Source organism: Streptomyces sp. NPDC033216, from assembly GCF_055577115.1.
This window is the reverse complement of record NZ_JBVIQK010000004.1, coordinates 314,158-337,354: the sequence shown is the minus strand read 5'-3', so window position 1 is coordinate 337,354 and position 23,197 is coordinate 314,158. Positions and strand designations below refer to the sequence as shown.

Genomic DNA, 23,197 nt, shown 5'->3' with positions numbered 1-23,197 from the left:
GCAACGGCGGGCCGTACGCAGAGGGTCAGTGTCAGCCGTCAGCTCAGCACGCGGCGGCCAGAGCGGGGCGGGTGAGGACGGCCGGTACGACCGCGGCCGGCACGGCGGGTCCGCCGCGCGGGGCCTCAACCGTCCCGTTCCGCGCGCGGTCCGCGAACACGAACAGCCGCAGCACCAGAAAGCGTCCCGTGCCCGCGAGGGCGGAGGCGCCCAGGTACACGGCCTGCTGAGTGACGATGCCGGGGGACGACTGGACCGTGTACAGGACCAGCATCGCGGCGCAGGTGGCCCCGTAGGCGGCCGTGGCCGACCCGGCGGACTGCACGTGCCGGCGCCACCCGGCACGTCGCCCGGTGCCGAAGGTGAAGAGGGCGTGCAGTTCGGTGCACAGCAGCGTCGAGACCACGGTGATCGCCGCGTTCGCCAGCGCCCAGGGCATCAGTGTGGCCAGCAGTGGGACGGCGGCGCCGGAGAGGAGCCCGACCCCGCCGCCGCAGACCACGAACCGTACGAAGGAGGCGAGCGGGCCGGGCGGTGTCGACGCGGCCGCTTCCACGGTGGCCCCCGCAGCGCTCGCGCCGTCCTTTCGCGCCGGTTCGTGCACGGGCCGCATCTGCGGCTTCGGCTGCGGCTTCGACAGGACGGGCGACGTCATCGGGGTTTCCCTCCGGGGGACTCGGGCCGTTGAGGAATGGCCTCACAACAGCGGTCGGGATTCGGCCGAGCGGCAACCGCGCTTCGGATCCGCCGCATCGAACGATGCCTCGTTCCCCTCCCGGGCACGAGGGAGCGGCCTACCGAACCGGGGGTAGGGGTAGCTCCACCACGGAGGTGGGGCCGGCAGGCCGAGCCGTGCTTCCGAGCGCCTCCGGGTCACCCCCGAGAGTGCCCCCCCGGGTCTCACCCCGACCCGCGCCGGCTGGTGGCTGTCGTCGACCACTCCGGCCGCCCGGCCCAGGCAGGCCTGCCCCACCCGGGGACGACCTGCGGGGGTGACCTGCGCCTGACCGACGTGCTCACCTCACGGGCGTACGACCTCGAGGGCGACCGGCCGGCCGACCAGGGCCTGTACGGCGACTCCTGCCCTGGCGGCGACATCTGTTCCGGGTCTGCTGACGGGGAGCCGGCTCATCCCATGGTCTTCGCGCCGTCCAGGGACTCGCGGATGATGTCGGCGTGCCCCGCGTGCTGGGAGGTCTCGGCGATCACGTGGAGCAGCACCCGGCGGGCCGACCACTTCTTGCCCGGTTCGAACCACGGCGCCGACGGCAGCGGGTGCGCCGCGTCGAGGTCGGGCAGCGATGCGACCAGCTCGTCGGTGCGGCGAGCCACCTCCGCGTAGTCCTCCAGCACCTCCGCCAGCGTCTCGCCGGGCAGCATCCGGAACTCGTCGGCACGTCGGGCGAAGTCCTCCTCGGTCATGTTGTCGAAGTCGCCCATCGCCGACGGGCCGTCCACGATGAAGGAGACCCAGTTCCGCTCGACCGAGGTGACGTGCTTGATCAGGCCGCCGAGACACAGCTCGCTCGCGGTGGTCCGCATCCCGGCCTGCTCGTCGGTCAGGCCCTTGGTGGTGAAGCGCAGGAAGTCGCGGTGCTTGGCCAGGGTCTCCAGCAGGTCGGCGCGCTCACCGGTGAGAGCCGAGGCAAGGGTGGCGGGGTTGTTCAGCGACATGGCGTGTCTCCGTCTCCGTGCAGTGTGTTCCGCGTTCGTGGACCACGTTAGGAGCCATAGAGGTCAGATCCCGTCCTAAAGGAGGGGGAATCGTGAATGCCCTCACGCCGGGATCCCCCTGTGCGTGGATCGCCTCTACGCCGGGATCGCCTTCACGCCGTGATCGCCCGCGCCGGGATCGAGGGCGCCCCCCACGCCTGAGCGCACAGCGACCGCTCGACCTCGCCGGTGTACAGCGCGGCCGCCAGCCACGCGCCCGCGAAACGGCCCGAGTCGGATGGCAGGAGCCGTCCGAACGCGTCACGGGCGCGGTCCGCCGCGGCGGTGTGCAACTCGTCGAGGAGTTCGCCGGCCGTGCCGAGACCCACGCGGCGCAACCGGGCCCCGTCGCCCGCCGCGCTCCCCGGGAAGGCCAGCACACGTCGGCCCCCCGACACGGCCTGGTGGACCCGTCGGCGCAGCAGGTGCAGCGGGGCCTCGTCCACGGCCGGAGCCGGAGTCGCGGCCGGGACCGTCCCCGCGGGCAGGTCCGCGCGCTGGAGCCGGTCGAGCCCCAGGTCCACCCGGGCGGCCGGGTCGCCGGGATGCTCGACGGCCAGCAGCAGCGCCCGGGGGGCCGGTCCGGGCGCAAGCCGGGCGACGACCCGCAGCGTGCTGCCCCTCGCCGCCGCCAGCAGACGCAGATTCTCGCGGTACGGCAGAGCGGGCGCGTCGTGCGCCACGGCCAGCCGCAGGGGCACGCCCGCGCAGTCGGCCAGCAGACAGTCGCCCGCAGCCTCCCGGACCGTGCCCATGAGCGTCACGTCGAGGAACAGCAGGTCGTGGCCGCCGCGGAGGGCCCGCGCCACCTGTTCGGCGACAGGCACGGCCCACAGCCGGTCCAGCGGCTCGCCGCGCCATGCGGCACCGGACGCGCGCACCGCACGTACCCCGGCCCCCGCGCCCAGGCGTCCCGTCGGCGAGACGGTGGCGCCCGACACGGCGAGGCCCGCGCGCGCCAGCTCACGGTGCGTCAGCGAGGTGTCGCCGATCCGCACGGCCCGGTCGGCGGCCCCGGTCGCGCGGCCGGGACCGCCGGGCGCCACGTCGGACACCGTGTAGAGGCGGCCCTCGGCGTCGGCGGTCCAGGTCACCGCGCCCGCGTAGCCGGTGGCCGTGAGCACCGGTTCGGAGAACAAGCCGTACAGCCGCAGGGAGCCGTCGGGGCGGTACGGCTGCCGTGCCGTGCCGCGCAGTCCGGTCAGGTCGGCGCCCGTGGCGTGGGGGACGCGGTGGGCCACGCCCAGGGCGCCGCGAAGTGCGTCCGAGAGGTCGGCGAGGCGGTACGCCGGGTCCGCGGAACGGGCCGCGCGCACCCCGGTGACCACGGAGATCGCGGCGGCCGAGAGCCGGGGGAGGCCCGCGAGGCGTGCGGTGTGCGCGGCGCGCAGCAGCTCCGCCTGGAGCACGGCGCCGGCGCCGTCCGTGCCGGCCTCAAGGACGGCGGCCGTCGCGTCGTACACCGCACGGGCGGCGACGCACTCCTCGGGTCCGGCGGTGGCGGAGCCGGCTCCCTCCTGCGCCTCTTGGGCCTCCTGCGCCGTGTCCCTCGGTTCGTCGGCCGACGGGGCCGGGGGCGTGTCGTCGGCGACCGGCGCTGCCGAGGCGGCGGCCGCGCGGTGCAGGCAGTCCGGCGCCAGCAGGCACCCGCAGCGAATCGCGTCCGCTTGGGTCACCGTCCCGCCGGGGGCGAGCAGTTCGAGGTCGGTGTCGTCGTCGACGGCGATCCGCACGGTGTCGCCGTCGCGCACAGCCGGACGGGCCGCGAGCTTGGCGACGCCCGCGTCCAGCCGCTTGCGGAGTCGCGGCGAGAGCGCTCCGACCAGCTCGGCGGTGACGGACGGAGCGACCGGAGGCAGCCCCGTGTCCGGACGGTCCGACGACGGGTCCGGGCCGAGACCGGCCGGCGACGGCTCCGGACCGACACGGGCTGGCGACGGCTCCGCGCCGGGGCGGTCCGACGACTGGTCCGGGCCCGGGAGTTGCGTAGACAGATCTCGGCTCATGCGATCTTCTCCCCTACCCAGCGGGCGAGTTCGAGCGGACTGAGGGCGGCCACCGGCATACCGGCCGCGACGAGCCGGCCGGCGACGCCCGTGGAGTAGCGGGGCCGGCCCGTGTCGTCGAGGCTCGCGCAGCCCAGGACGTGACATCCCGCCCCGACCAGGGCGCGGACCTCGGCGAGCAGCCCGCCGAGCGGATAGCCCTCCTCGAAGTCGCTCACGACCACGACGAGGGTCCGCGAAGGCACGGTGACCAGCTCGCGAGCGTGCCGCAGACCCGCCGCGATGTGCGTGCCGCCGCCCACGCTGACCTCCAGCAGCAGCGACAGCGGGTCCTCGACGTGCCCGGTGAGGTCGATGACCTCGGTGGAGAAGGCCAGGAAGTGCGTGGACAGGGTCGGCACCCCGGCCAGCACCGACGCCGTGAGCGCGGCCCAGACCGTCGACGCCTCCATGGAGCCCGAGACGTCCGTGACGAGGATCAGCCGCCAGTCGGCGGAGCGCCGCGCACGCGTGCGGAACACGGGGTGCTCGGGGATGACATGGATCGTGCCGTCGGGGGCGCGGCGCGCGGTCGCGAGGTTGGCGCGCAGGGTGCGCGACAGGTCGAGGGCGCCGCCCGGACGCCGGCTGGGGCGCGGCAGGGCCGTGCCGTGCAGGGCGGGCCGCAGCCGGGTGGCCAGTTGCCGGGTCAGGGCCTCGACCAGCCGCCGGACCAGCGGACGCAGCGCGGCCAGCCGGGCCTCGGGCAGACCGCCCGCGTGACTCAGCACGGTGCGCAGCAGTTCCACCGAGGGGCGCACGCTGTCCGCGTCCAGCTCGGCGAGCACGTCCTTGCGACCCGACGCGGCGGCCGCCGCCAGCACCTCCTCGCGGATGCCCGGACCGAACAGCATCGCCAGTTCCTGCGACCACTCCCGCGCGCCCGGATACGGCACCTCCCGGCCGGCGCCCATGCCGCGCCCGGTCAGGTCCCCTCTGCTGCCCTCCCCACGTCCGCTGCCGTACAGCTCGTCCAGTGCGGTGGCCAACGATGCGGCGGAAGCGGGGAGTCGGTCCTTGCGGCGGCCCAGGACGAGCCGCCAGCGGTCGCCGGGGCCGAGCAGAGCGCCCTCGGCCCGAGGCGCGGGGGAGCCGACGGGGACGTCCGCTTCGGTCGCGAGGGGCGCGGGGAGCAGTCCCAGCGTCCGCAGCGTCTCGCGTGCGGAGAGGTCCGCCCGCGTCCAGTCGGCGAGCGCCGCAGGGTCGACACCGCCGGTGTCCGTGACGTGCGAGACGGCGAGGCGCTCCTCGACGGCCGCCAGCAGGCGGTCGCGGGCGGCGGGACTGAGGGCGTCGAAGCCGCCACGCAGCGCCGGGAGCCGGTCGAGGAACTCCCGGTCGGGCAGCTCCGAGACCCGGTCGAGCAGGGGCTCCAGCGCGGGCGCCGCCGCCTCCAGCAGGGGGCCGGCGGCGGTCAGCAGCCCGCCGAGCCGCGTGGTGAGCGCGGCGCGCGAGTCGGCGTCGACGGCCCCGTCGACCCAGGACGCCACCCGGTTCCCGAAGACCCGCGGATCCTCCTGCCCGAGCAGCACACGTACGGCGCCGGCGGCCCCGCGCATCAGCGGGGAGCCGTCGGCGGCCAGCCGGGTCAGGGCGTCGGTGAGCCGGATGCCTCCCAACGGGTCTGCTCGGTAGGCGAGTTCGAGCAGCGCGTGGGCGTCCGCCAGGTCCTCGGAACCGGTCAGGCCGTCCACCTGCCGCACCGCCGCCGAGGTGAGCAGTTCCGCCACGCCCGCCGCCCGCTCCGTACGGTCCTCGTCGTGGCCGAGACCGGGAATGTGACCTGCCCGCAGCCGGTCCAGCAGCGCCAGCCCCGCGAGCAGTTCAGGCAACGTGCCGGCCGGGGGGAGAGTCTCGGCCATGTCGTCGAGCCGTTCGTCCGCGAGCACGGGCAGACCGCACTCGGCGGCCTGCGCCAGCCCGTCGAGAGCCTGCGCCGCCGTCGGCCCGCCCTCGTCCCGCTCGACGCGGCGCCGCTCGCGCAGCACGCCCTCGGCGGCCTGGGCCGCGGTGACCCCGCGTACACCGGCCGCGGTCAGCATGGCCGCCGTCGCGGGCGTCCAGCGCACCTCCCAACGCGAGGTGAGGGCCTCGGCACCACCCGCGCCGACGACCTCCTTCGTCTCGCCGTACGGCACCCCGCACACCGTCAGTCGGCGCAGCAGCAGCTCCCGGCGCCGGTCGAGGTCGGAGCGCAACGGGTCAAGACGCAGATCCCGCGCCGCACCGGGCACCCCGTCCGACGGTCCGGGCAGGCCCAGTTCCGCCACCTCGGCCTCCACCGCCGGAGCCAGACCGCAGCGCGGGGCGTCCGGCGCGGGCCGTCCGGAGCGGGTGCCGACCAGCACCCGCTCCATCGCCCGCGCCACGGCCCGCCCCCGTCCGTACGGCTCACCCTGCGTCAGCACCGTCTGCACGGCCTCCACCAGCTCACCCCGGCCCGCCGCGGGCAGCCCGCGCAGCCGGCCCAGATCGGAGGCGAGCCGGACGATCTCGCGCGCGTCGGCGGGCCCCGACGGGTGGCCGAGGCCCCGCAGCTCGGCACAGACGCGGACGGCGGCCCGAGTCAACGCCTCCTCCAGCGCCTCCGGATCGCCCGCCGCGCGCAGCACCATGTCCTGCCACTCCGGGTCCCGGATGCCCGCCGGATAGCCGGACCGCTCGTCCAGCAGGGCATAGGTGTAGGGGATGAGGGACGTGGTCCACGCGGGGTGGTTCGCGTCGGTGGCCGCCTCCTCGGCCTCCGCCGGGTGCTGCCCCACCAGCGCCGGGGCGTGAAAGGCCCCGACCACCACGGCGGCCCGCTCCCCACGCGAGGTGGCCTCCGCGAGCCGCGCCCGCATCCACCGCTCCCGCCGCAGGTCCAGCTCGGGCACGCCGCCGCCCGCAACCGCGTCCTCACGCAGCGCCCAGCCGGTGAGCAGGGCAGCCCGGCGCAGGGCCTCGGGCGGAGAGCCCGGCGCGGTGGCCTCGACGAGCCGGTCCCAGAGATCGTCCCCGGGACGGCCGCTCAGCCCGGCTCGCAGCGCGGCGGCCAGCCCGGGACCGCCGACGCCCGGTGCCGAGGCGACCCGGCCCTCGCCCCACGCCCGATCGGCGAGCGGCAGGTCGCAGGCGAGCACCGGCACGCCCCTCCGCTTCGCCCAGCGCACGGCTGCCAGCTCGGGGGAGAAGTCCGCGAACGGAAAGAACGCCGGCCCCACGCCGCCGCTCCCGCCACCGGGGGCGGCGGCCAGCGCCACCGGGGCCCGCGTCTCCTCGTGCCCGAGCCACGGAAGCCACTCCTGCGTCTCGGCCGGCAGCTCGACGAGCAGCACGTCCGGCTTCGCCTCGTCCAGCAGCAGCGGCATCGCGGCGGCCAGAGAGGGCGCGTGATGCCGTACGCCCACGAGGTAGGGCGCCGCCGGGCCGGTGAGGGCGGTGAGGGCCTCCTCGGGTGTGCTCGGACGGGAACCGGGTGCGCCCCGACCCGGACGGGCACCGGGTGCGTCGGGGTCCGGACGGGCACCGGATGCGCCCGGACCGGGACGGGAGCCGGGTGCGTCGGGATCCGGGCGGTGACCGGCCGTGCCCGGACCGACGTGGGAGGGGAGGGACACGGCCGTCAGCCCTCCAGGACCGTGCGCAGGTCCCACAGGGTGCGCCAGGTGGCGGATCCCTGTTCCGCGCGGCGGCGGACGGGACCGTCCCAGTAGCCGCGCAGCCGGGCCGCGTCGGCGGGGTCGTCCTTGCGGACCACGCCCAGGAGGTGCCCCGGCAGCAGGCCCAGCACGTCACGGTCCCCCGGGAAGTAGGCCGCCGCGAGAGCCAGGGCTCCCGCTACGGACACGGCCTCGGCGGTGCTCATCACCGTGGACGGTCGCTCCACCTCCCAGCCCTCCGCCGACCGGCCCTCGCGCAGGTCCCGGAAGGCGGTGACGAGCGCCTCCAGCACCGCGTCGTCGACGTGGAACGGCGCCCCGGCCCGCTCCACCGACGCCCGTGCCTGGCTGCGCACGAGCGCCGTCTCCGCGTCGAGGTCGGGGATGGGGCCGACCGTCTCGAAGTTGAAGCGGCGTTTGAGGGCCGCGGACATCTCGGAGACACCCTTGTCGCGCAGGTTGGCCGTGGCGATGAGGTTGAAACCGGGTGCCGCGTGCGCCAGGGCGTCCTCGGAACCGGCCAGTTCGGGTACCGCGATGCGCCGCTCGGAGAGCAACGACACCAGGGAGTCCTGCACCTCGGGCAGACAGCGGGTGACCTCCTCGACCCGCGCGATCCCGCCCCGCCGCATGGCGGTCAGCACAGGCGAGGGCACCAGGGCCTGCCGGCTCGGCCCCTGCGCAAGCAACAGGGCATAGTTCCAGCCGTACTTGAGCTGATCCTCCGTGGTGCCCGCCGTGCCCTGCACCACCAGGCCACTGGTGCCGCACACGGCGGCGGACAGCAGTTCCGACAACATGGACTTGGCGGTACCGGGCTCGCCGACGAGGAGAAGACCCCGCTCGCCCGCGAGGGTCACCACGCATCGCTCGACCAGGGCCCGGTCGCCCACGAACTTGCCCTCGATCACGAGCCGACGCGGCACCCCGTCGGCAGCCTCGGCGCCGTCGGGCAGCTTCAGGGCCCGCCCGTCGCTGCCCATGACGAAGGTGACGACCGCCCGTGGGGTCAGCCGCCAGGCGGGCGGACGCGGTCCGTCGTCGTACGCGGCGAGGAAGGCCAGTTCGGTGGAGTGCCGGTCCTCGGGCGGGACGATCTGGCGGGCCGGGGCGGGGGAGAGATCGGTCGTCATCGGCAGGTGTTCTTCCAGGTGCGGGGGGACGGCGGTCATCGGCGGCGGCCCTTGCGGGTGGCCCGGGTGGTGAGTTCCTCGTATGCCGGGGCGTCGCCGGCGCGGACGCGGTCCCACGCGCGCGCGAACAGTTCGGGCACGGGCACCAGCGGCACCGCGCGGGAGCGCTCGCCCACCGGGTAGAGGCGTTCCTTCCACACCTCGACCGGCAGCGCGGGCGCCTTCAGGTCGCGCCACCCACAGGGCAGGAAGAGGGTGCGCCCGGCGCGCGGCCGCTTGGCCTCCACGACCAGTTCCGTGGCCGAGAGCTGCGCGCGGGCCCTCCTCAGGCGGGCGGGCTTCCAGCCGGTCCAGCGGGCGCAGTTGCTGTCCGTGGGGTCGGGCAGCGCGAGCAACTGGAGGTACAGCGCCGCCGCGTCCTCGCTCAGGCCGTGCGCCCCGGCGACCTCCGCCACCAGCTCCGGCACGCTGAACGTCGGGTCCTGGGCGTGCCCGGCGGGTCCCTCGATGCCGGCGGCGAGCGCACGGGCGAGGTCGTCGCCGAGGATGACCCGCAGCGCGCGCAGGCCGCCGCCGCGTCCCGGTCCGGCCAGCCCCTCGACGAGCCCGAACACGGCGTCGTCCGGTCCGGTCAGCCCGGCCGGCCGCACCAGGACCGCTTCCTGGTCCTGGTACCAGGGGCGCAGCACCAGCGCTTCGCCCAGGCGTGTCAGACCGTCCACGTCGGTGCCGCCGGTGGCGGGCATGCCGTACGCCTTGCGCAGTCCGGGCGCGGTCGTGCCCTTCTCCGCCCACGTGGCGTCGAGATCGAGCAGCAGTCCCGGATCCGTGAGGCGACGGCGCACCGCGGCGAGCCCCTCGGGCAGGGCGGCGCGCAGCGGATGGCCGTACGGCAGGGTGTAGGCGAGCCCGGCCAGGGAGGCCACGGCGTTCGTCAGCTGGTAGCGGCTGGGCAGTGCCCGCGCGTCGTCGGGGACGAGGTCACCGTTCTCGCCCGGCCGCTGGACGGTGGTGCGGCTGATCCAGGGTGTGCGGGTGGGGTTGAGCACCTCCTCGACCGATCCGATGGACACCCCGGCGAGTTCGAGATCGGCGGCGATGTCCTCGGGGAGCCGGACGAACCCGCCGAACCGCTCCTCCCACACCCGCCCCGCGGCCGCCGTGTCCGGACCGGCGGTCCACAGGTCACCTGGGCTGTCGGGCAGCAGGGCACCGACGAGCGCGGGACCGTCGCCGAGTCGGAAGGAGGTCAGCAGGCTGTCACCGAGCGTCTTCTGACGAGGCTTCAGCCCGATCGTCGCGAGCACGTCCGTCGCCACCTCGGCCGGCTTGCCGGCCAGCAGCAGCGCCGACTGCACGGGGCCGACCCCGCCCCCTGTCGCGGCGGCGAGCGCCTCCGGCGCCCCCGGCTGCCAGGGCGCGGGCCCCTTCTCCCGGATCAGCCTGGTGACGGCGGCCAGGGCGTCGGAGGGGAACACCGGCGGGTGCGCCCTCTCCCGCTCCAGCACGAAGTGGGCGATCGCGCCGAACGCGCCGGACGGGTCGTGGTCAAGGGCCAGCCAGTGCACGCGCCCCTTCTCCTGGTCGACCTGCTGGCAGCCGAGGACGACGACGGTACGGCCGTCCCGCCGCAGCACCTGGCCAAGGCGCTCGTGCTTGTCCTGCGGCTCGCTCAGCACGATCTGCCGCAGAGCGGCGCCGTCGGCCGCGGCCAGCGGACCGTCCACGATCGCGTCGAACAACAGGAGGAGGGCCTCCCGATGAGCCTCGGACACGACGGGGGACGCGGCGCGGTAGGCGAGCGGTCGCAGCACGTCGAGCACCGACAGCCACAGCATTCCGATGCCGGGGACGGTGAACTCGTCGCTGCGCCAGCCCTCAGCGGACCCCGTCGACCGGGAGCGCTCGGGCAGCGGCCGGCCGTCGTCGGGGTTGCCGGACAGCACGTGGTTCACGGAACGGATCTGGCGCAACGCGGTCCACTGCTGCCCGCTGCGCCACCAGCCCTGCTGGTCGGCGAGGCCCGCGGTGGCCTCCCGAAGGGTCTGATCCTCACCGTGGCGGGGACTGAGGTCGGCGAACATGCCCGCGACACGCTGCCGTTGCACCGGATTCGGTTCCACCGGGGGCGCCACGAACGCCGCGGTCGACTCCGCGAGCCGCAGCACCGCGCGCACCAGCGAGGAGACCCCGATGAGCAGGCACGGCTCGGTGATGCCGGGCAGACATCGGGAGACCGCCTCGCGCAGGACCTCGTCGGCGGCCGGGAGGGCGGGCTTGCCGTCTACGGCGGGTCCGGCGGCGGTGCCGCTCGGCCCCGCGGAACTCCCCGTCGGGGCCGCCACCGACTCCCCGGCCGCGTCCCCCGCGGCCGCCCTGGCCGCCGCCACCCGCGCGGCGTGCTCGGCGAGCGCCGCCGCCCCGGCCCGCAGCACCGTGGCAGCCTGCTCGTCGCTGAGCGCCCGCAGGACCGCCGACGACGCCTCGTCCCGTGGCCGCAGTGCGTGCCAGAAGGCGACCGGCGGGACCAGCCGCGTGCCGGCGGCGAACTCGCCGCCCCGCTCGAGCGGGGTCACGCGCCCGGACTCCCCGGTCCCGGAGGTGTCGTCCGCCGTGTGGAAGGCGAGCGCCCGGTGCAGGGCGACGACGACGGGTTCGGCTCCGCCGGGGAGCCGCAGCGCGCCGACCGGCACGCCCCGTACGACGCCGTCGCGGCCCTTCGGCAGAGAGACCGTGCGTCCGTCCGGTGTGCCGGCGGTGACGCGGGCGTCGCCCTCCTCGCGCACCCAGTGTCCGAGGACCGTGCCGTCCGTGCCGAACGGGCTGTGCTCCAGACCGGGCTGGAGCGGCAGCACCGCGCAGTGCTCCTGGAGCAGGGTGGCGTCGTCGCTGATGCCCGTCCGCAGGAACGCGGGCAGCGAGGCACGCCCGTGCGTGCCGGTGGCCGGGTCGTACTCCAACCACACCTGCTTGCGCCCCTGCCGGCCCTGACGCCAGAAGGAGGTGCCGTCGCCGAGGATGCGACGGCTCGGCGGCAGGACCGTGTCACCGGTGTGCAGCGTGCGCCCGCCGGTGGCCCGGCCGCCCGAGGGCAGCGGGATCGACGGCTCACCGGCGTCGTTGGAGCCGTACCAGTGGGGGACCCGTTCGCCGCTCAGGGGGAACGTGTCGGAGGGGCGGGCCGACCAGTAGCCGAACTGCTTGCCGCCCTGCGGCCACATCACCAGCAGCTCGCCGTCGGTGAAGCGGAACGACGGACGCTGCCAGCGGTCCAGTCCGTCGGGCAGCCGCAGGTCGTGCTCGAGGAGGATGCGCTCCGGGCCGACGACGATCACCTTGTGTCGACGGGCGAGGATCAGGGCGGGCCAGGCTTCCTCGACGCGCAGGGTGTCGTCGCGGTCGCGCCTGGTCTCGGCGTCGAGCCGCTTCAGCGCGTCCTCGAGGGCGGGCCAGCCCAGTTCGTCGGGGATGCCGGCGCGCAGCGTGCGGCCGAGCAGCGGCGCGGCCTCGTGCGAGGCGACCGCGGCGACGGCGGCGGGGCTGACCCGGGCCGCGACCGCGCGGAACGGCCGCAGCCTGTCCAGCGCCCCGCGCGCGGCAGGCAGGCCCGCGGCGGCGGTCAGCTCCTCGGCCGCGTCCTCCAGCCACTCTCGCAGCACGTCGGCGAGGACGGGGTGACCCGCCAGCCTCTCCAGCAGTCGCGCGTCGGGCCGGTGGCCGCTGAGGGTGCCAACGGACGTGTACAACAGCCGGCGGTGGCGCGGGTCCGCCGCGACGGCCGTCAGCTCCCGTCGGCCCGGCGCCTCGTCCTTCAGCCACTGGTTCAGGGGCAGGAAGACGCTCTGGTCGGCGCCGGGCACCGTCAGCGGCACGCCCTCCGCCAGGCACAGGTCGACCAGGTCCAGGTCGGCGCCGGCGTGCCAGCGGCCGGAGAAGAGGTCCACGGGCCGGCCGAGGTAGCGCAGCCGCGACGCCATCCGCCGAACGAGGGCCAGCGTGGCCGGCGAGCGGTCACTGGCCGAGCTGCCGTGCTTGCGGTGCAGGGACCAGCGGCTCAGCCAGTCCGCCGCGTCGACGTCGGATTCGGTCTCGCCGGTGAGCAGCAGATCCGCGCCGCACTCGGCGAGCAGCGCCAGCCAGAACTCGTCGTCCCCCGTGGAACGACCCAGGCCGGCCGGCATGATCTCCAGCAGCCGGGCCCGCACGGCGGGCTGCTGTTCGGCCAGCATCACCAGCGTGGTCCGGTAGGTGTTCCAGAAGGACGCGGGCGCCCGGACCGCCGCCGGTGAGGCGATCAGATCGGCGACCAGCGCGCACTCCTCGGTGGCCCGGGCCAGGCCCGCTGCCTTGATCAGGCCGCGGGCGTCCTGCGGCAGCGAGGCGTACGGCGGCATGCCGGCCGCGCACCGCTCCACCGTCAACTGCCGGAACTGGGACCAGGCCTCGGCGGGGCGGAGGCGGGCCGCGAGGGCCTTGACGTGTTCCTTGAGCGCCTTCACGGTCAGCGCCCCGGCGAACGCGAACTCCAGGAACACGGCGCGCTGCCGCTCCTCGTCCACAGCCAGCGCGTGCACCCGCTCGGCCTCGCGGGCCTTGCCGAAGAACGCGGCGGCGTACGTGGTGTTCTCGTGCTGGAGGAAGACGCGGGCGGCCTGTTCGTAGAAGGTGGGCAGGAAGTGCGGCACGGCCCGGCCGAGCCGCTCGCCGAGTGCCTCGAAGCCCTCCTTGGCGGTGCCGGGGCGGGACTTGGCCTGCCGCGCGAGCCGCTCGACGTCCTTGACGAGGGCCAGTGCGTGGTGGCCGTTGGCCGGGTCGTTGACCAGCGCCCAGGCGGGGAAGCCGAGCGTCTCCCGGCGGACCTGTCCGACCTCTGGCGTCTCCGGCTCCCGGACCAGGCCGAGGAAGTCCAGCGCCAGGTCCTCCGCCTCGCCGAGCGTGCCCGGCACCAGCCGCACGATCGTCCGCTCGTCCAGCGCGGGATGCGTGTAGGTGCGGACGGTGAGGACGTCGGCGTCCTCCCGGCCCGTGGTGCCCGGCGGCAGGACCGCGCCGGCGTCGAGCAGAGCCGCGGAAGTCGCCTCGTCGTACGTCGTCATGCCGCCTGCTCCTCGTCCTCGATGTCCCGCCCGGCGTACAGCGAGGCAGCCATGCGCATGCCCTCCGACCAGGCCACCGACCCGACCTGCCCCAGCTTCAGGGCCCGACCGGCGGAGTCGGTGAAGGTGAGTGGTCCGGTCTCCGTCTGCTCGTAGCCGTCGTAGTCGCCGATCCACACCCTGGCCTCGACGCCCCGGCCGTCCTCCAGGACGGAGCACACGGCGTTCCCGCCGCGCACCCGGTAGCCGAGCTGGGCGGCCCTGCCGTGCAGGAAACGCAGCTCCTTGAAGGCGCCGCCCGCGTACTCCTCGACGGAGGTGCCCTCGGCGTCGAGGGTGGCGGGCCGGTGCCAGACCTCGCGGAACAACTGCTGGGCGCGCTGCTCGACACCGAGTTCGACGGCGAACTCCCTCAGGTCCTCCAGGTCTTCGAGGAGCACCGGGTGCGGGAGGCGCACGAGGCCGGGGGTGATGCGGACGGTGTCGCCGTCGAGGTCGACCAGGCCGAGGCCGCGCTCGGGGTCGGCGTCCCGCAGGAATCCGGCCACCTCGCCGTCCTGGCCGGTGACGACGAGGTCGCGCAGGGCGGCCTGCCATGCCGGATCGGGCCATACCCGCGCGAGGACGGCGAACGGCACCGGCAGCGAGCGGACCATCCAGCGCTCCACGTCGGTCAGGCACCGTTGTTCGTGCCGTTCCAGCCATTCGACGAGCTGACGCAGGCCCACCACGGCCGGATCGTCGGCGATCTTGGGCGGCACGGACTTCAACCGACGCCCCGCCGCGTTGCGGCACACCACCTTGCCGTCGTCGAGGGCGACTTCGTAGTCGCCGGCCGACACCCACCCCATGTGTGCCTCCTGCACCCGCACTGATCAAGTGACGGGAACTCTAGATCAGGCCACTGACAACGGGTCCTTGACGGTCGGTCGGGGTTCCGGTCGGCGTTCCGGGGTCGGCGGGTCGGCGGTCCGGAACCCGTCGTCCGAGCCGATTCATGTTGTGCACTCTGTTGACGAGCGTCAGAAAACGTCCCTACATTCGCAGCCGTCAGTGCACTGAGCACCTCGTCGCTCGCACCGGCTCGCACCGCTCCCACGCTCCACCCCCCCACCGACAGGAGCCGTCGTCATGCGTGCCCCCAACCGTCCCCGCACCGTCCTCGCCGCCCTGGCGATGGCCATGGCCCTCGCCCTCACCGTCCCCGCCGCCCGGGCGGACACGCGGGCCGCCCCCCGCCTCACCGGCACCCTCGCCGACGGCGCCACCTGGATCGCCGACGTCCCCGACGAGTGGAACGGCACGCTCCTGGTCTTCAGCCACGGCTTCGGCCCGACCGTCGCAGGCAACGCCCCCACCGAGGCCGTCCGCACCGAACTCCTGTCCCGGGGTTACGCGTTGGCCGGTTCCTCCTACGACCCGAACGGTCCGTGGTGGGCCCTCGAGAGCGCGGCCCGCGACCAGTTCGCGACCATCGACGCGGTCACCGCGAAGATCGGCACGCCCCGCCGTACGCTCGGCGTCGGCCAGTCCATGGGCGGCCTCGTCAACGCCCAGCTCGCCCGTGACGGCGCCGGACGCATCGACGGCGCCCTCGGCCTGTGCGGACTGGTGGCCGGGGGGACCGACCTGGACAACTACCAACTGGACGCGGAGTACACCATCGCCCGTCTCCTGCTGCCCGAGGGGCACGAGCCCCCGGAACTGGTCGGCCTGGACACCATGACAGAAGCCGTCGCCACCGCCGCCAGGCTCACCGCGGCCGTCATCGCCGCGCAGGCCACCCCACAGGGCCGCGCCCGTGTCGCCCTGGCCGCCGCCTTCCTCAACCTGCCCACCTGGGCGCACGGCGAGACCGCGCCCGCACCGACGGACTGGGCCGAACAGCAGAAGCAGCAGTTCGCCTGGTTCGCGCAGGGCATCCTCGGCTTCCTCGAGACCGGCCGCCACCACGTCGAGCGGTCCGTGGGCGGCAACAACTCCTGGAACCGCGGCGTCGACTACGCCCGTCTCCTCGCCGGTTCCGCGCACGCCCCGCAGGTGCGCGCGCTGTACGGGGCCGCGGGTCTCGACCTGGGCACCGACCTGGCGAAGCTCACCGCGGGCGCCTCGATCACCGCGGACCCTGAGGCCGTCCGCACCGCCGAGCGCACCTCGTCCGCCGGCCAGGGACTCGCCGTACCGCTGCTGAACGTGCACACCGTCGCCGACAACCTGGTGCCGGTCGAGCAGGAACGCCGCTTCGGCGAACGGGTCCGCGCGGCCGGGGACGGAGCGCTGCTACGGCAGGCGTACGTCGAGCGGGCCGGACACTGCGCCTTCACCACCGCGGAGACCGTCGCCGCGCTGCACGCGCTCGAGCAGCGGGTGGACACGGGCCGCTGGGGCCAGGTCGCGACCCCGGACGCCCTCCAGCGCGCGGCGACCGGCCTCGGCCTCGACGGGGCGGCGTACGTCCCCTATCACCCGGCACCTCTGACGGTGGGCCGCGACCGCTGACCGCCGCGCGGAGAACCCGAGGCGCACCGGCCGGGGGAGCCCGGCCGGTGACGTCAGCCCTCGACCCAGCCGTGGTTCTTCGCGAACTGGGCGAGCCCGGAGCGCACCTGGAGGATCTGCTCGGCGGTCAGCGAGGGCGCCGCCGTGAGCAGGGCTTCGGTGACGTCACGGGTGAACTCCTCGGTGCTGAGCACATCGCACAGGACGTCGTCGTCGGCCGCGAGCGGCTTGCCGTCCGCCCCCCGCGCGAGCCGCACGCCGGACGCCTTCGGACCGCGCTCGCCGTCCTCGATCTCGAACTCGACCACGATGCCCCGGCGTACCTGCGACTCGGGCATCAGCATGTCGTTGACGTGCAGGAAGACATCCTCCCCGCCGTCGTCGGGTGCGATGAACCCATAACCCCGCTGGCTGTCGAAGCGCACCACACGACCAGCAACCATCCCAACCCCCAGCGACCTCGAAACACCCACGTCGGTGAACCTGAGCAGATCGTAGTCATGCCGACGGCCCGGAGCGACCGTCACGGGCGCGCCGGGCCGTCGGGGCGACCGCGGGGGATGCGGCTCAGGACTCCGCGCCGTCGGCCCTCTCGGCGTCGCGCTGCTTGAGGCGCGCCGCCTCCTTGCGGACCTCGGCCTGGGTGGCGCGCTCCTTCGCCAGCCACTCGGGACCCGCGTCCTTGATCTCCTGGATCTGCTCGGTGGTCAGCGCCTCCGTGACGCCGCCACGCGCCAGCCCGGCGATGGACACGCCGAGCTTCGCGGCGACCACCGGACGGGGGTGCGGGCCGCTCTCCCGCAGGGCGCGCAGCCACTCCGGCGGGTTCGTCTGGAGCTCGTTCAGCTCGGCGCGCGTGACGACACCCTCCTGGAACTCGGCGGGGGTGGCGGGGAGGTACACACCCAGCTTCTTCGCCGCGGTCGCGGGCTTCATCGTCTGGGTGCTCTGGTGCGACGTCATGCCGTCCAGACTATCGGCCGCGGACCGGGCCGCCGACCACAGCCGGTAACCTGGCGTGATGACCGACTCGGCGGATTCCCCCTCGTTCCGGCTCGCGTACGTCCCCGGAGTGACCCCCGCCAAGTGGGCGCGGACCTGGCAGGAGCGCCTGCCCGACGTGCCTCTCACGCTCCTCCAGGTGACGCCCGCCGACGCCCCCGAGGCACTGCGCGACGGCACCGCGGACGCGGCGTTCGTACGGCTCCCGGTGGACCGTACGGCGTTCAGCGCGATCCCCCTCTACACCGAGACGACGGTCGTCGTGGTCCCCAAGGACCACGTGATCACGGCGGCCGACGAGGTGACCCTCGACGACCTGGCCGACGAGGTGGTCATCCACCCGCTGGACGACGTGCTCGGCTGGGAGCGGCTGCCGGGCGAGCCCGCCTTCGAGCGCCCGGCGACCACGGCCGACGCGATCGAGCTGGTCGCGGCGGGCATCGGCGTTCTGGCCGTGCCCCAGTCGCTGGCCCGGCTGCACCACCGCCGCGACCTCACCTACCGGACCCTCGTGGACGCCCCGCAGTCCAGCGTCGCCCTGTCCTGGCCGGAGGGCGCCACGACGGACCTGGTGGAGGACTTCATCGGCATCGTCCGTGGTCGCACGGTCAACAGCACGCGGGGCCGGGCCCAGCAGCCGCCCGCCGAGCCGAAGGCCGAGCGCCCCCGGCCGAAGACCGGCGGCGTCGCGCGCAAGGCCGGCTCGGGCGGGGCGGCACGGGGCCGCGCCGGCGGTGCCAAGGGCGGCAGCCGACGCGGCACCGGCGGCAAGCCCGGCAAGCCCCGCCGCCGGTCGTAGCGGCACCCGGGGGCACGGCACGAACGTCGCGCCACGCGCGGCCGCCGCCGGTCGTGGCGGCACCCGCGGTCAGGGCACGAACGTCCCCGTCAGCGCCGTCCTCACCACCCTCTCCCCGTCGGCCCGTCGCAGCAGACCTCGGGCGACCCAGGCGTCCACCACGCTCCGCACCCGGCTCACCAGCGCCCCCTTCCCATGGAACGGCGCACCGGCCCGTACCTCGTCGAGCAGCGTGGTGCCGTCCGCCTTCGCGGGATTGGCCACCCCCGAATCGGTGCCGCCGAACACGACACGGGGTTCCGCCCGCCGTACGTAGGTGTGCGTCGGGTCCTCGGTCCCTTCGAAGAAGGGCGCGAACTCGATGCCGTCGAGCGTGCGGTGCAGCGGCTTCCCGCTCACGGGTGTGAGCGAGGGCAGGAGGTCGCCGGAGAGGGCCGCGTTGCGGTAGAGACCGAACTCCAGGTGCGACGTGCGACGGAGGGCGTCAACGCCGCTGACGGGATTGACGAAGAGTGGCCGCTGTCAGCCGCCGGCCGTGCGGCCGATCGACTCCACCAACGGCAGCAGGCGGTACGGCACCCGCTCGCGCAGCGCTACCTCCGTGCGGGTGCGGACCACGCCGGGGAGGCTGATCAGCTTCTGGATCACGTCCTCCAGGTGGGCGTTGTCGCGCGCCACGACCCGCGTGAGGAGATCACCGCCACCGGTGATCGAGAACACCTCGACGATCTCCGGTACGGCGGCCAGCGCGTCGCCCACGTCGTCGAGGTGGCCCTGGGTGACCTCGATGTGCACGAACGCCAGCACCGGGTGACCCAGGGCCGCGGGGGAGAGGGACGGGCCCGTGCCGGTGATGACGCCCTCGCGCTCCAGCCGGTCGAGGCGGGCCTGGAGCGTGCCGCGGGCCACGCCGAGGATGCGCGCGTACTCCCGCACGCTGGTGCGTGGCTGCTCGAGCAGCAGGCGCAGGATGCGGGTGTCGAGCTGGTCGACGGCCATGATGCCCGGCCTCCTCGTGTTCCATCGGTGATCGCGGCCGACTGTACCAATGGCTCAGTCGGGCGCATTCCGGGCGGACCAGCCTGTCCTGGTCCGTTGGCTCTTCCGTGGCCCTCCCCGGAGGGCCACTGATGGGCCAATGGACCAGTGGAACCGGAGCCACTTGAGCCAGCTGAGGCATGGGTGCTGTCATGGAGCCGTCGATGGCGCTGCGTATTCCGCGGCGCCTTTTTCATGCCGGTGTTCACAGGTGTCCGATAGGGGCGGTAAGCAGTGCTGAAGAGGGTGTTCGTGGCTCCGGATCCGGGCCGGGTGCGGCTGCGCTTCGCCGCGCGGGCCGTCCTCGGCATCGGCCTGGCCGTCGTGGTCTGCGGCCTCGCCGGGCACTCCCTGGCCGGCGCCGTCACCGGCGGGCTCGCCGCGCTGCTCGCCCTGTTCACCGTCACCGACACCACCGTGCGGGCGCAGGCGGTCACCACGGCGCTGCTGCCCGCTGTCGGCCTGCCCGTCCTGGCCGCCGCGGCCTTCCTGCACGACCACCCTCCGGCGCGCGACCTGGCCTTCCTGGCCGTCACCGGGGCGGGCGTGTACGCGCGCCGGTGGGGGCCGCGCGGACACAGCCTGGGCGTGTTCGCGTTCATGATGTTCTTCGTCGCCCAGTTCCTGCACGCGACCGGCGGACGGCTCCCCGAGCTGACCGTCGCCGTCGTGCTCTCCGTCCTGACCGCGGCGGCCGTGCGCTTCGGCCTGTGGTGCTACGAACGCCGCCTGCCCCCGGCCCCCGCGCCCGCCCCGCCGGGCGGCCGCGGCCTCGCCCGGGTCACCACCCGTCAGGCCGTCCAGGCGACGGCCGGCGCGGGCTTCGCGCTGCTCGTGGGCCAGCTGGTGTCCGGGGAACGCTGGTACTGGGCCGTCGGCGCCACCTGGTGGATCTTCGTCAACACCACCTCCCGCGGCGAGACCCTGGTACGCGGCTTCCGCCGGGTGCTCGGGACCGTCATCGGCATCGGCCTCGGCCTCCTCGTCGCCGTCCCCGTGCACGGCGCCGGCGCGCCCACGGCAGCCCTCGTCGCCGTCTGCGTCTTCGGCATCTTCTACACGGCCGCCGTCTCCTACACCTGGATGATGCTCTGGGTGACCCTGCTCGCCGAGCTGCTCTACGGACTTCTCGGCGCCCTCAGCCCCGGCCTGCTGGCGGTCCGCCTCGCCGAGACCGGCGTGGGCGCGGTCGGCGCGGCCCTCGCCGTACTGTTCGTGCTGCCGGTCACCACCCATGCCACCACCGACGCCTGGATCCAGCGGGCGCTGCGCTGCGTCCACGCCGGAACCGCCGAAGCGGCCGCCCGGCTCGCGGGCGACACCGCCGCCGACCCCGGCGCGCGCGTCGCCGAACTGGAGCAGCTCCTCGGCCGGGTCCGGCTCTCCGTCGCCCCGCTCACGCACCCGCTCAACCCGATGCTCGGCCGCAAGGAGCGCGCCCGCCGCGTCCTCGCCCTGCTCGACGACTGCGCCCGAGAGATCCGCGGGCTCGTCGCCGTCGCCGCCGACCCGGAGGCCTCCCACGACGCCCGCCTCGCCGCCGCCTGCTGGCGCGTACAGGCCGCCGTGGAAGCCCTGACCGAGGGCGGTACGGAACACCTCACCCCCTCCGACCACCCGACGGCGGCCGAACCGGCCCTGGCCCACCTGCACGGCCTGGAACGGGCCCTGGCGGAACTCGCCCACCCCCTGCGCACACCGCCCGGCTCACCCCTGGTCGGCGCCTGAAGTGCCCTCGCCTCGCCGACGGGGCTCCGGGGCCGGCCCACGCCGGGCTCCGGGGCCGGCCGGCGGGCAGGGCTTCGGCCCACGCGGGCCGAGATGACGGCGACCGTGCCCGTCCGGCGCCCGAGGAGCGTCCTTCCCCGCCCGCCTGGTCGGCGGCCGGAGCGCGAGCCGGTGGGCGAACCGCCCCGGCGCCGCCACGCCTTGGTCTAGACCGGACCTGATCGACTGCTAGCGTCACCCCGAACATCGGCGGCACGAGAGGGGACAGCGGTGGCAGACGTCGGCAGGCGGCCCCAGCGGGCGTTCATCGGGTCGTTCACGGCGGCCGGAGGGCCGGGCATCGTGGCGGCGGCCGTAGATCCGAGCAGTGGCGCGCTGACCGTCCTGAGCGGTGTGAACGGCCTCCCCGATCCGTCGTACCTGGCCCTCTCGCCGGACGGTGGCACGCTCTACGCCGTCAGCGAGACCGCCGAGGGCGCGGTGGCCGCGTACAGCGTGGCCGGCGACGTCCCGGAACAGGCCGGGCCCATCGTGCCGGTCGGCGGCAGCGGTCCCACGCACCTCAGCGTCTTCGACGGGCACGTCCTGACCGCCAACTACGGCTCCGGCAGCGTCAGCGCCGTGCCCGTCCGGCCCGACGGCACCCTCGCCCCGGTGGCCTCCGGGGTTCTCCGGCACAGCGGGTCAGGCCCGCACAGTCCGCGCCAGCAGGGACCGCACGTCCACCAGGTGCAGGCGGATCCGAGCGGCCGGTGGGTGGTCAGCGTGGACCTCGGGACGGACTCCGTGCGGGTCTGCGATCTGCGCGACGGCAGCCCGGTCCTGCACCGGGAGTCCGCCCTGCGCCCCGGCTCCGGCCCCCGCCACCTGGCCTTCCACCCGGGCGGCGGCCACGCGTACGTCGTCAACGAACTCACCCCGAGCGTCACCGTCTGCCGCTGGGACGCGCCCGACGGCTCCCTGAAGCCGCTGGCCGAGGTTCCCGTACTGCCCGGCGCGCCCGCCGGGGACGCCTACCCCTCCGGCATCGTCGTCGCGCCCGACGGACGGTTCGTGTGGACGGCCACCCGCGGCGAGGACGTGCTGTCGGTGTTCGCCGTCGAGGGCGGCGGAGAGACGCTGCGGCTCGTCGGCACCGTGCCCTGCGCGGGCCGCTGGCCGCGGGCGCTCGCCGAGTCCGGGGGCTTCCTGTACGTCGCGAACGAGCGCTCCGGCGACGTGACCTGGTTCGCCCTCGACCCGGCCACCGGGCTGCCCCGGCGCGGCGGCTCGATCCGGGTGCCCGCGGCGTCCTGCGTGGTCCTCGGCTAGCGGCCGCGGGAGACCACCGGGCCCACCCGTCCACTCGGCCCGCGCACGACGAAGGGCCCGCTCCCCGGTGGGGAGCGGGCCCTCTCGGCGTCCTGACAGGTCCTACGGGCTCACGCCCGCGTCACTCACGACTGGCGGGCCGGCGTGCCCTGCGGCTGCGGTGCGATGCCCAGGGCCGTCGTGTACTTGGCCAGGGCGAGCTTGCCGATGGCCGGGTACGGGCCGAGCGCCTCGGCGGACGCGCAGCCCGCCTCCCTGGCCGCCTCCTCCAGCAGCGTGGAGTCGATCTCGGGGCCGATGAGGTACGGGGCCAGGGCGAGCTGCTGGGAGCCGGAGCCGCGCAGCTGCTCGGCGACGGAGGCGATCGAACCCTCCTGGTCGAGGGCCGCGGCCATCACCGGCACGGCGAGGCGCGCGGCGAGCAGCATGCCGGTGATCCCGGCGGCCTGCACGGCCTCCTCACCACCCACGGAGGCGAGGATGATGCCGTCTGCGGCGGTGGCCACGGTGAAGAGGCGGGCACGGTCCGCGCGGGCCAGACCGGCCTCGGACAGCCGCACGTGCAGCGCCTCGGCGAGCAGCGGGTGCGGGCCGAGCACATCGGTCAGGTCGGCCGGGACGCGGCTCTCCATGACGGCCTGGCGGACCTGGCGCAGCAGGGCGCTGTCAGGCCCGGCCAGCAGCGGTACGACGACGCCGACCGGGCCGTCGGGCTCCTTGGCGTCCACCCCGGCGGCACGGGTCCGCTCGTAGCGGGCGGTGCGCTCGTCGGCGGCGTGCGCCAGGACGGACTGGAGCGTCGGGAACTCGGCGTCGTCCCCGTCGAGGTACCCGATGCGCGCGTCGAGGCCGGGAAGCTCGGAGCGGGCGATGCTCACGACTTCCTCGGCGAGGCCGCGGGTGGCGGCGCTCGGCGTACCCGGCACCGCGAGAACGAGCGCGGGCGCGCCCTCGGGAGCCGCCAGGGGCTCGGGTCGGCGGTGCCGTCCGGGCTGGCGGGGGCGCGGCATTCGTACAGGGAGGCCGGACGCGGGCCCAGTGGGGGAGCTCATGGCGCCGCATGTTACTGGCTCGCTGGGCTCCCTTGTTCGGGGAGGGTGCAGGTGAGCGGTATCCGTCCTGTTTTGTCTGATGAGTTACGTACGGATCAGAAGTGATCAGCGTGTATTCCGGGTGACTTGCCCTCGAAGGG

15 protein-coding genes and 1 pseudogene are annotated in these 23,197 nt (G+C 75.0%); 4 read left to right on the top strand and 12 right to left on the bottom strand.

The window, feature by feature from the left end:
* Positions 1-43: 43 nt before the first annotated feature.
* From ACZ5Y0_RS10985 to ACZ5Y0_RS10955, 7 genes are all read right to left on the bottom strand, one after another.
* On the bottom strand, positions 44-655 hold the full coding sequence (locus ACZ5Y0_RS10985) for a GtrA domain-containing protein (protein ID WP_469128318.1): 612 nt from the start codon (positions 653-655) through the stop codon (positions 44-46).
* Between the two features lie 473 nt (positions 656-1,128).
* Positions 1,129-1,674, bottom strand: a complete 546-nt coding sequence (locus tag ACZ5Y0_RS10980; RefSeq protein ID WP_469128317.1) for a DinB family protein — start codon at positions 1,672-1,674, stop codon at positions 1,129-1,131.
* 152 nt (positions 1,675-1,826) lie between these two features.
* Positions 1,827-3,719, bottom strand: a complete 1,893-nt coding sequence (locus tag ACZ5Y0_RS10975) for a hypothetical protein (protein WP_469128316.1) — start codon at positions 3,717-3,719, stop codon at positions 1,827-1,829.
* Positions 3,716-7,357, bottom strand: coding sequence for a vWA domain-containing protein (locus tag ACZ5Y0_RS10970; RefSeq protein WP_469128315.1), 3,642 nt, complete (start codon positions 7,355-7,357; stop codon positions 3,716-3,718). The genes ACZ5Y0_RS10975 and ACZ5Y0_RS10970 overlap by 4 nt, the downstream gene beginning before the upstream one ends.
* A 5-nt stretch (positions 7,358-7,362) precedes the next feature.
* A complete protein-coding gene (locus ACZ5Y0_RS10965) occupies positions 7,363-8,532 on the bottom strand; it encodes an ATP-binding protein (protein WP_469128480.1) in 1,170 nt (389 codons plus the stop codon).
* A gap of 35 nt (positions 8,533-8,567) precedes the next feature.
* Positions 8,568-13,628, bottom strand: a complete 5,061-nt coding sequence (locus tag ACZ5Y0_RS10960) for a hypothetical protein (RefSeq protein WP_469128314.1) — start codon at positions 13,626-13,628, stop codon at positions 8,568-8,570.
* Positions 13,625-14,479, bottom strand: a complete 855-nt coding sequence (locus ACZ5Y0_RS10955) for a DUF4132 domain-containing protein (protein ID WP_469128313.1) — start codon at positions 14,477-14,479, stop codon at positions 13,625-13,627. Before ACZ5Y0_RS10955 ends, ACZ5Y0_RS10960 begins: the two co-directional genes overlap by 4 nt.
* 280 nt (positions 14,480-14,759) lie before the next feature.
* Here ACZ5Y0_RS10955 and ACZ5Y0_RS10950 point away from each other — a divergent pair, with 280 nt between their 5' ends.
* Positions 14,760-16,127 (top strand): alpha/beta fold hydrolase, encoded by a 1,368-nt coding sequence (locus ACZ5Y0_RS10950; RefSeq protein ID WP_469128312.1) that lies wholly within the window; start codon positions 14,760-14,762, stop codon positions 16,125-16,127.
* Positions 16,128-16,180: 53 nt separating this feature from the next.
* Here the strand turns inward: ACZ5Y0_RS10950 and ACZ5Y0_RS10945 are convergent, their stop codons facing one another.
* On the bottom strand, positions 16,181-16,570 hold the full coding sequence (locus tag ACZ5Y0_RS10945) for a cold-shock protein (protein ID WP_363090272.1): 390 nt from the start codon (positions 16,568-16,570) through the stop codon (positions 16,181-16,183).
* Positions 16,571-16,694: 124 nt separating this feature from the next.
* On the bottom strand, positions 16,695-17,090 hold the full coding sequence (locus tag ACZ5Y0_RS10940) for a DUF5997 family protein (RefSeq protein WP_469128311.1): 396 nt from the start codon (positions 17,088-17,090) through the stop codon (positions 16,695-16,697).
* Positions 17,091-17,148: 58 nt separating this feature from the next.
* Here ACZ5Y0_RS10940 and ACZ5Y0_RS10935 point away from each other — a divergent pair, with 58 nt between their 5' ends.
* Complete coding sequence (locus ACZ5Y0_RS10935; RefSeq protein WP_469128310.1) at positions 17,149-17,928, top strand: LysR family substrate-binding domain-containing protein; 780 nt, start codon at positions 17,149-17,151, stop codon at positions 17,926-17,928.
* A gap of 69 nt (positions 17,929-17,997) precedes the next feature.
* Here the strand turns inward: ACZ5Y0_RS10935 and ACZ5Y0_RS10930 are convergent.
* Both ACZ5Y0_RS10930 and ACZ5Y0_RS10925 read right to left on the bottom strand, forming a co-directional pair.
* Positions 17,998-18,441, bottom strand: a pseudogene (locus ACZ5Y0_RS10930) (beta-L-arabinofuranosidase domain-containing protein); the annotation flags it as partial.
* 9 nt (positions 18,442-18,450) lie between these two features.
* Positions 18,451-18,927: an Lrp/AsnC family transcriptional regulator gene (locus ACZ5Y0_RS10925; RefSeq protein WP_356563693.1), complete on the bottom strand. Its 477-nt coding sequence runs from the start codon at positions 18,925-18,927 to the stop codon at positions 18,451-18,453.
* 273 nt (positions 18,928-19,200) lie between these two features.
* Between ACZ5Y0_RS10925 and ACZ5Y0_RS10920 the strand changes: the two genes are divergently transcribed.
* Together ACZ5Y0_RS10920 and ACZ5Y0_RS10915 are read left to right on the top strand one after the other, a co-directional pair.
* Complete coding sequence (locus tag ACZ5Y0_RS10920) at positions 19,201-20,694, top strand: FUSC family protein (RefSeq protein ID WP_469128309.1); 1,494 nt, start codon at positions 19,201-19,203, stop codon at positions 20,692-20,694.
* A gap of 270 nt (positions 20,695-20,964) precedes the next feature.
* Positions 20,965-22,005 (top strand): lactonase family protein, encoded by a 1,041-nt coding sequence (locus ACZ5Y0_RS10915; protein ID WP_469128308.1) that lies wholly within the window; start codon positions 20,965-20,967, stop codon positions 22,003-22,005.
* A 125-nt stretch (positions 22,006-22,130) separates the two neighbouring features.
* On the opposite strand, the gene ACZ5Y0_RS10910 is transcribed toward ACZ5Y0_RS10915, so the two are convergent.
* On the bottom strand, positions 22,131-23,057 hold the full coding sequence (locus ACZ5Y0_RS10910; RefSeq protein ID WP_469128307.1) for a sirohydrochlorin chelatase: 927 nt from the start codon (positions 23,055-23,057) through the stop codon (positions 22,131-22,133).
* Positions 23,058-23,197: the final 140 nt, after the last annotated feature.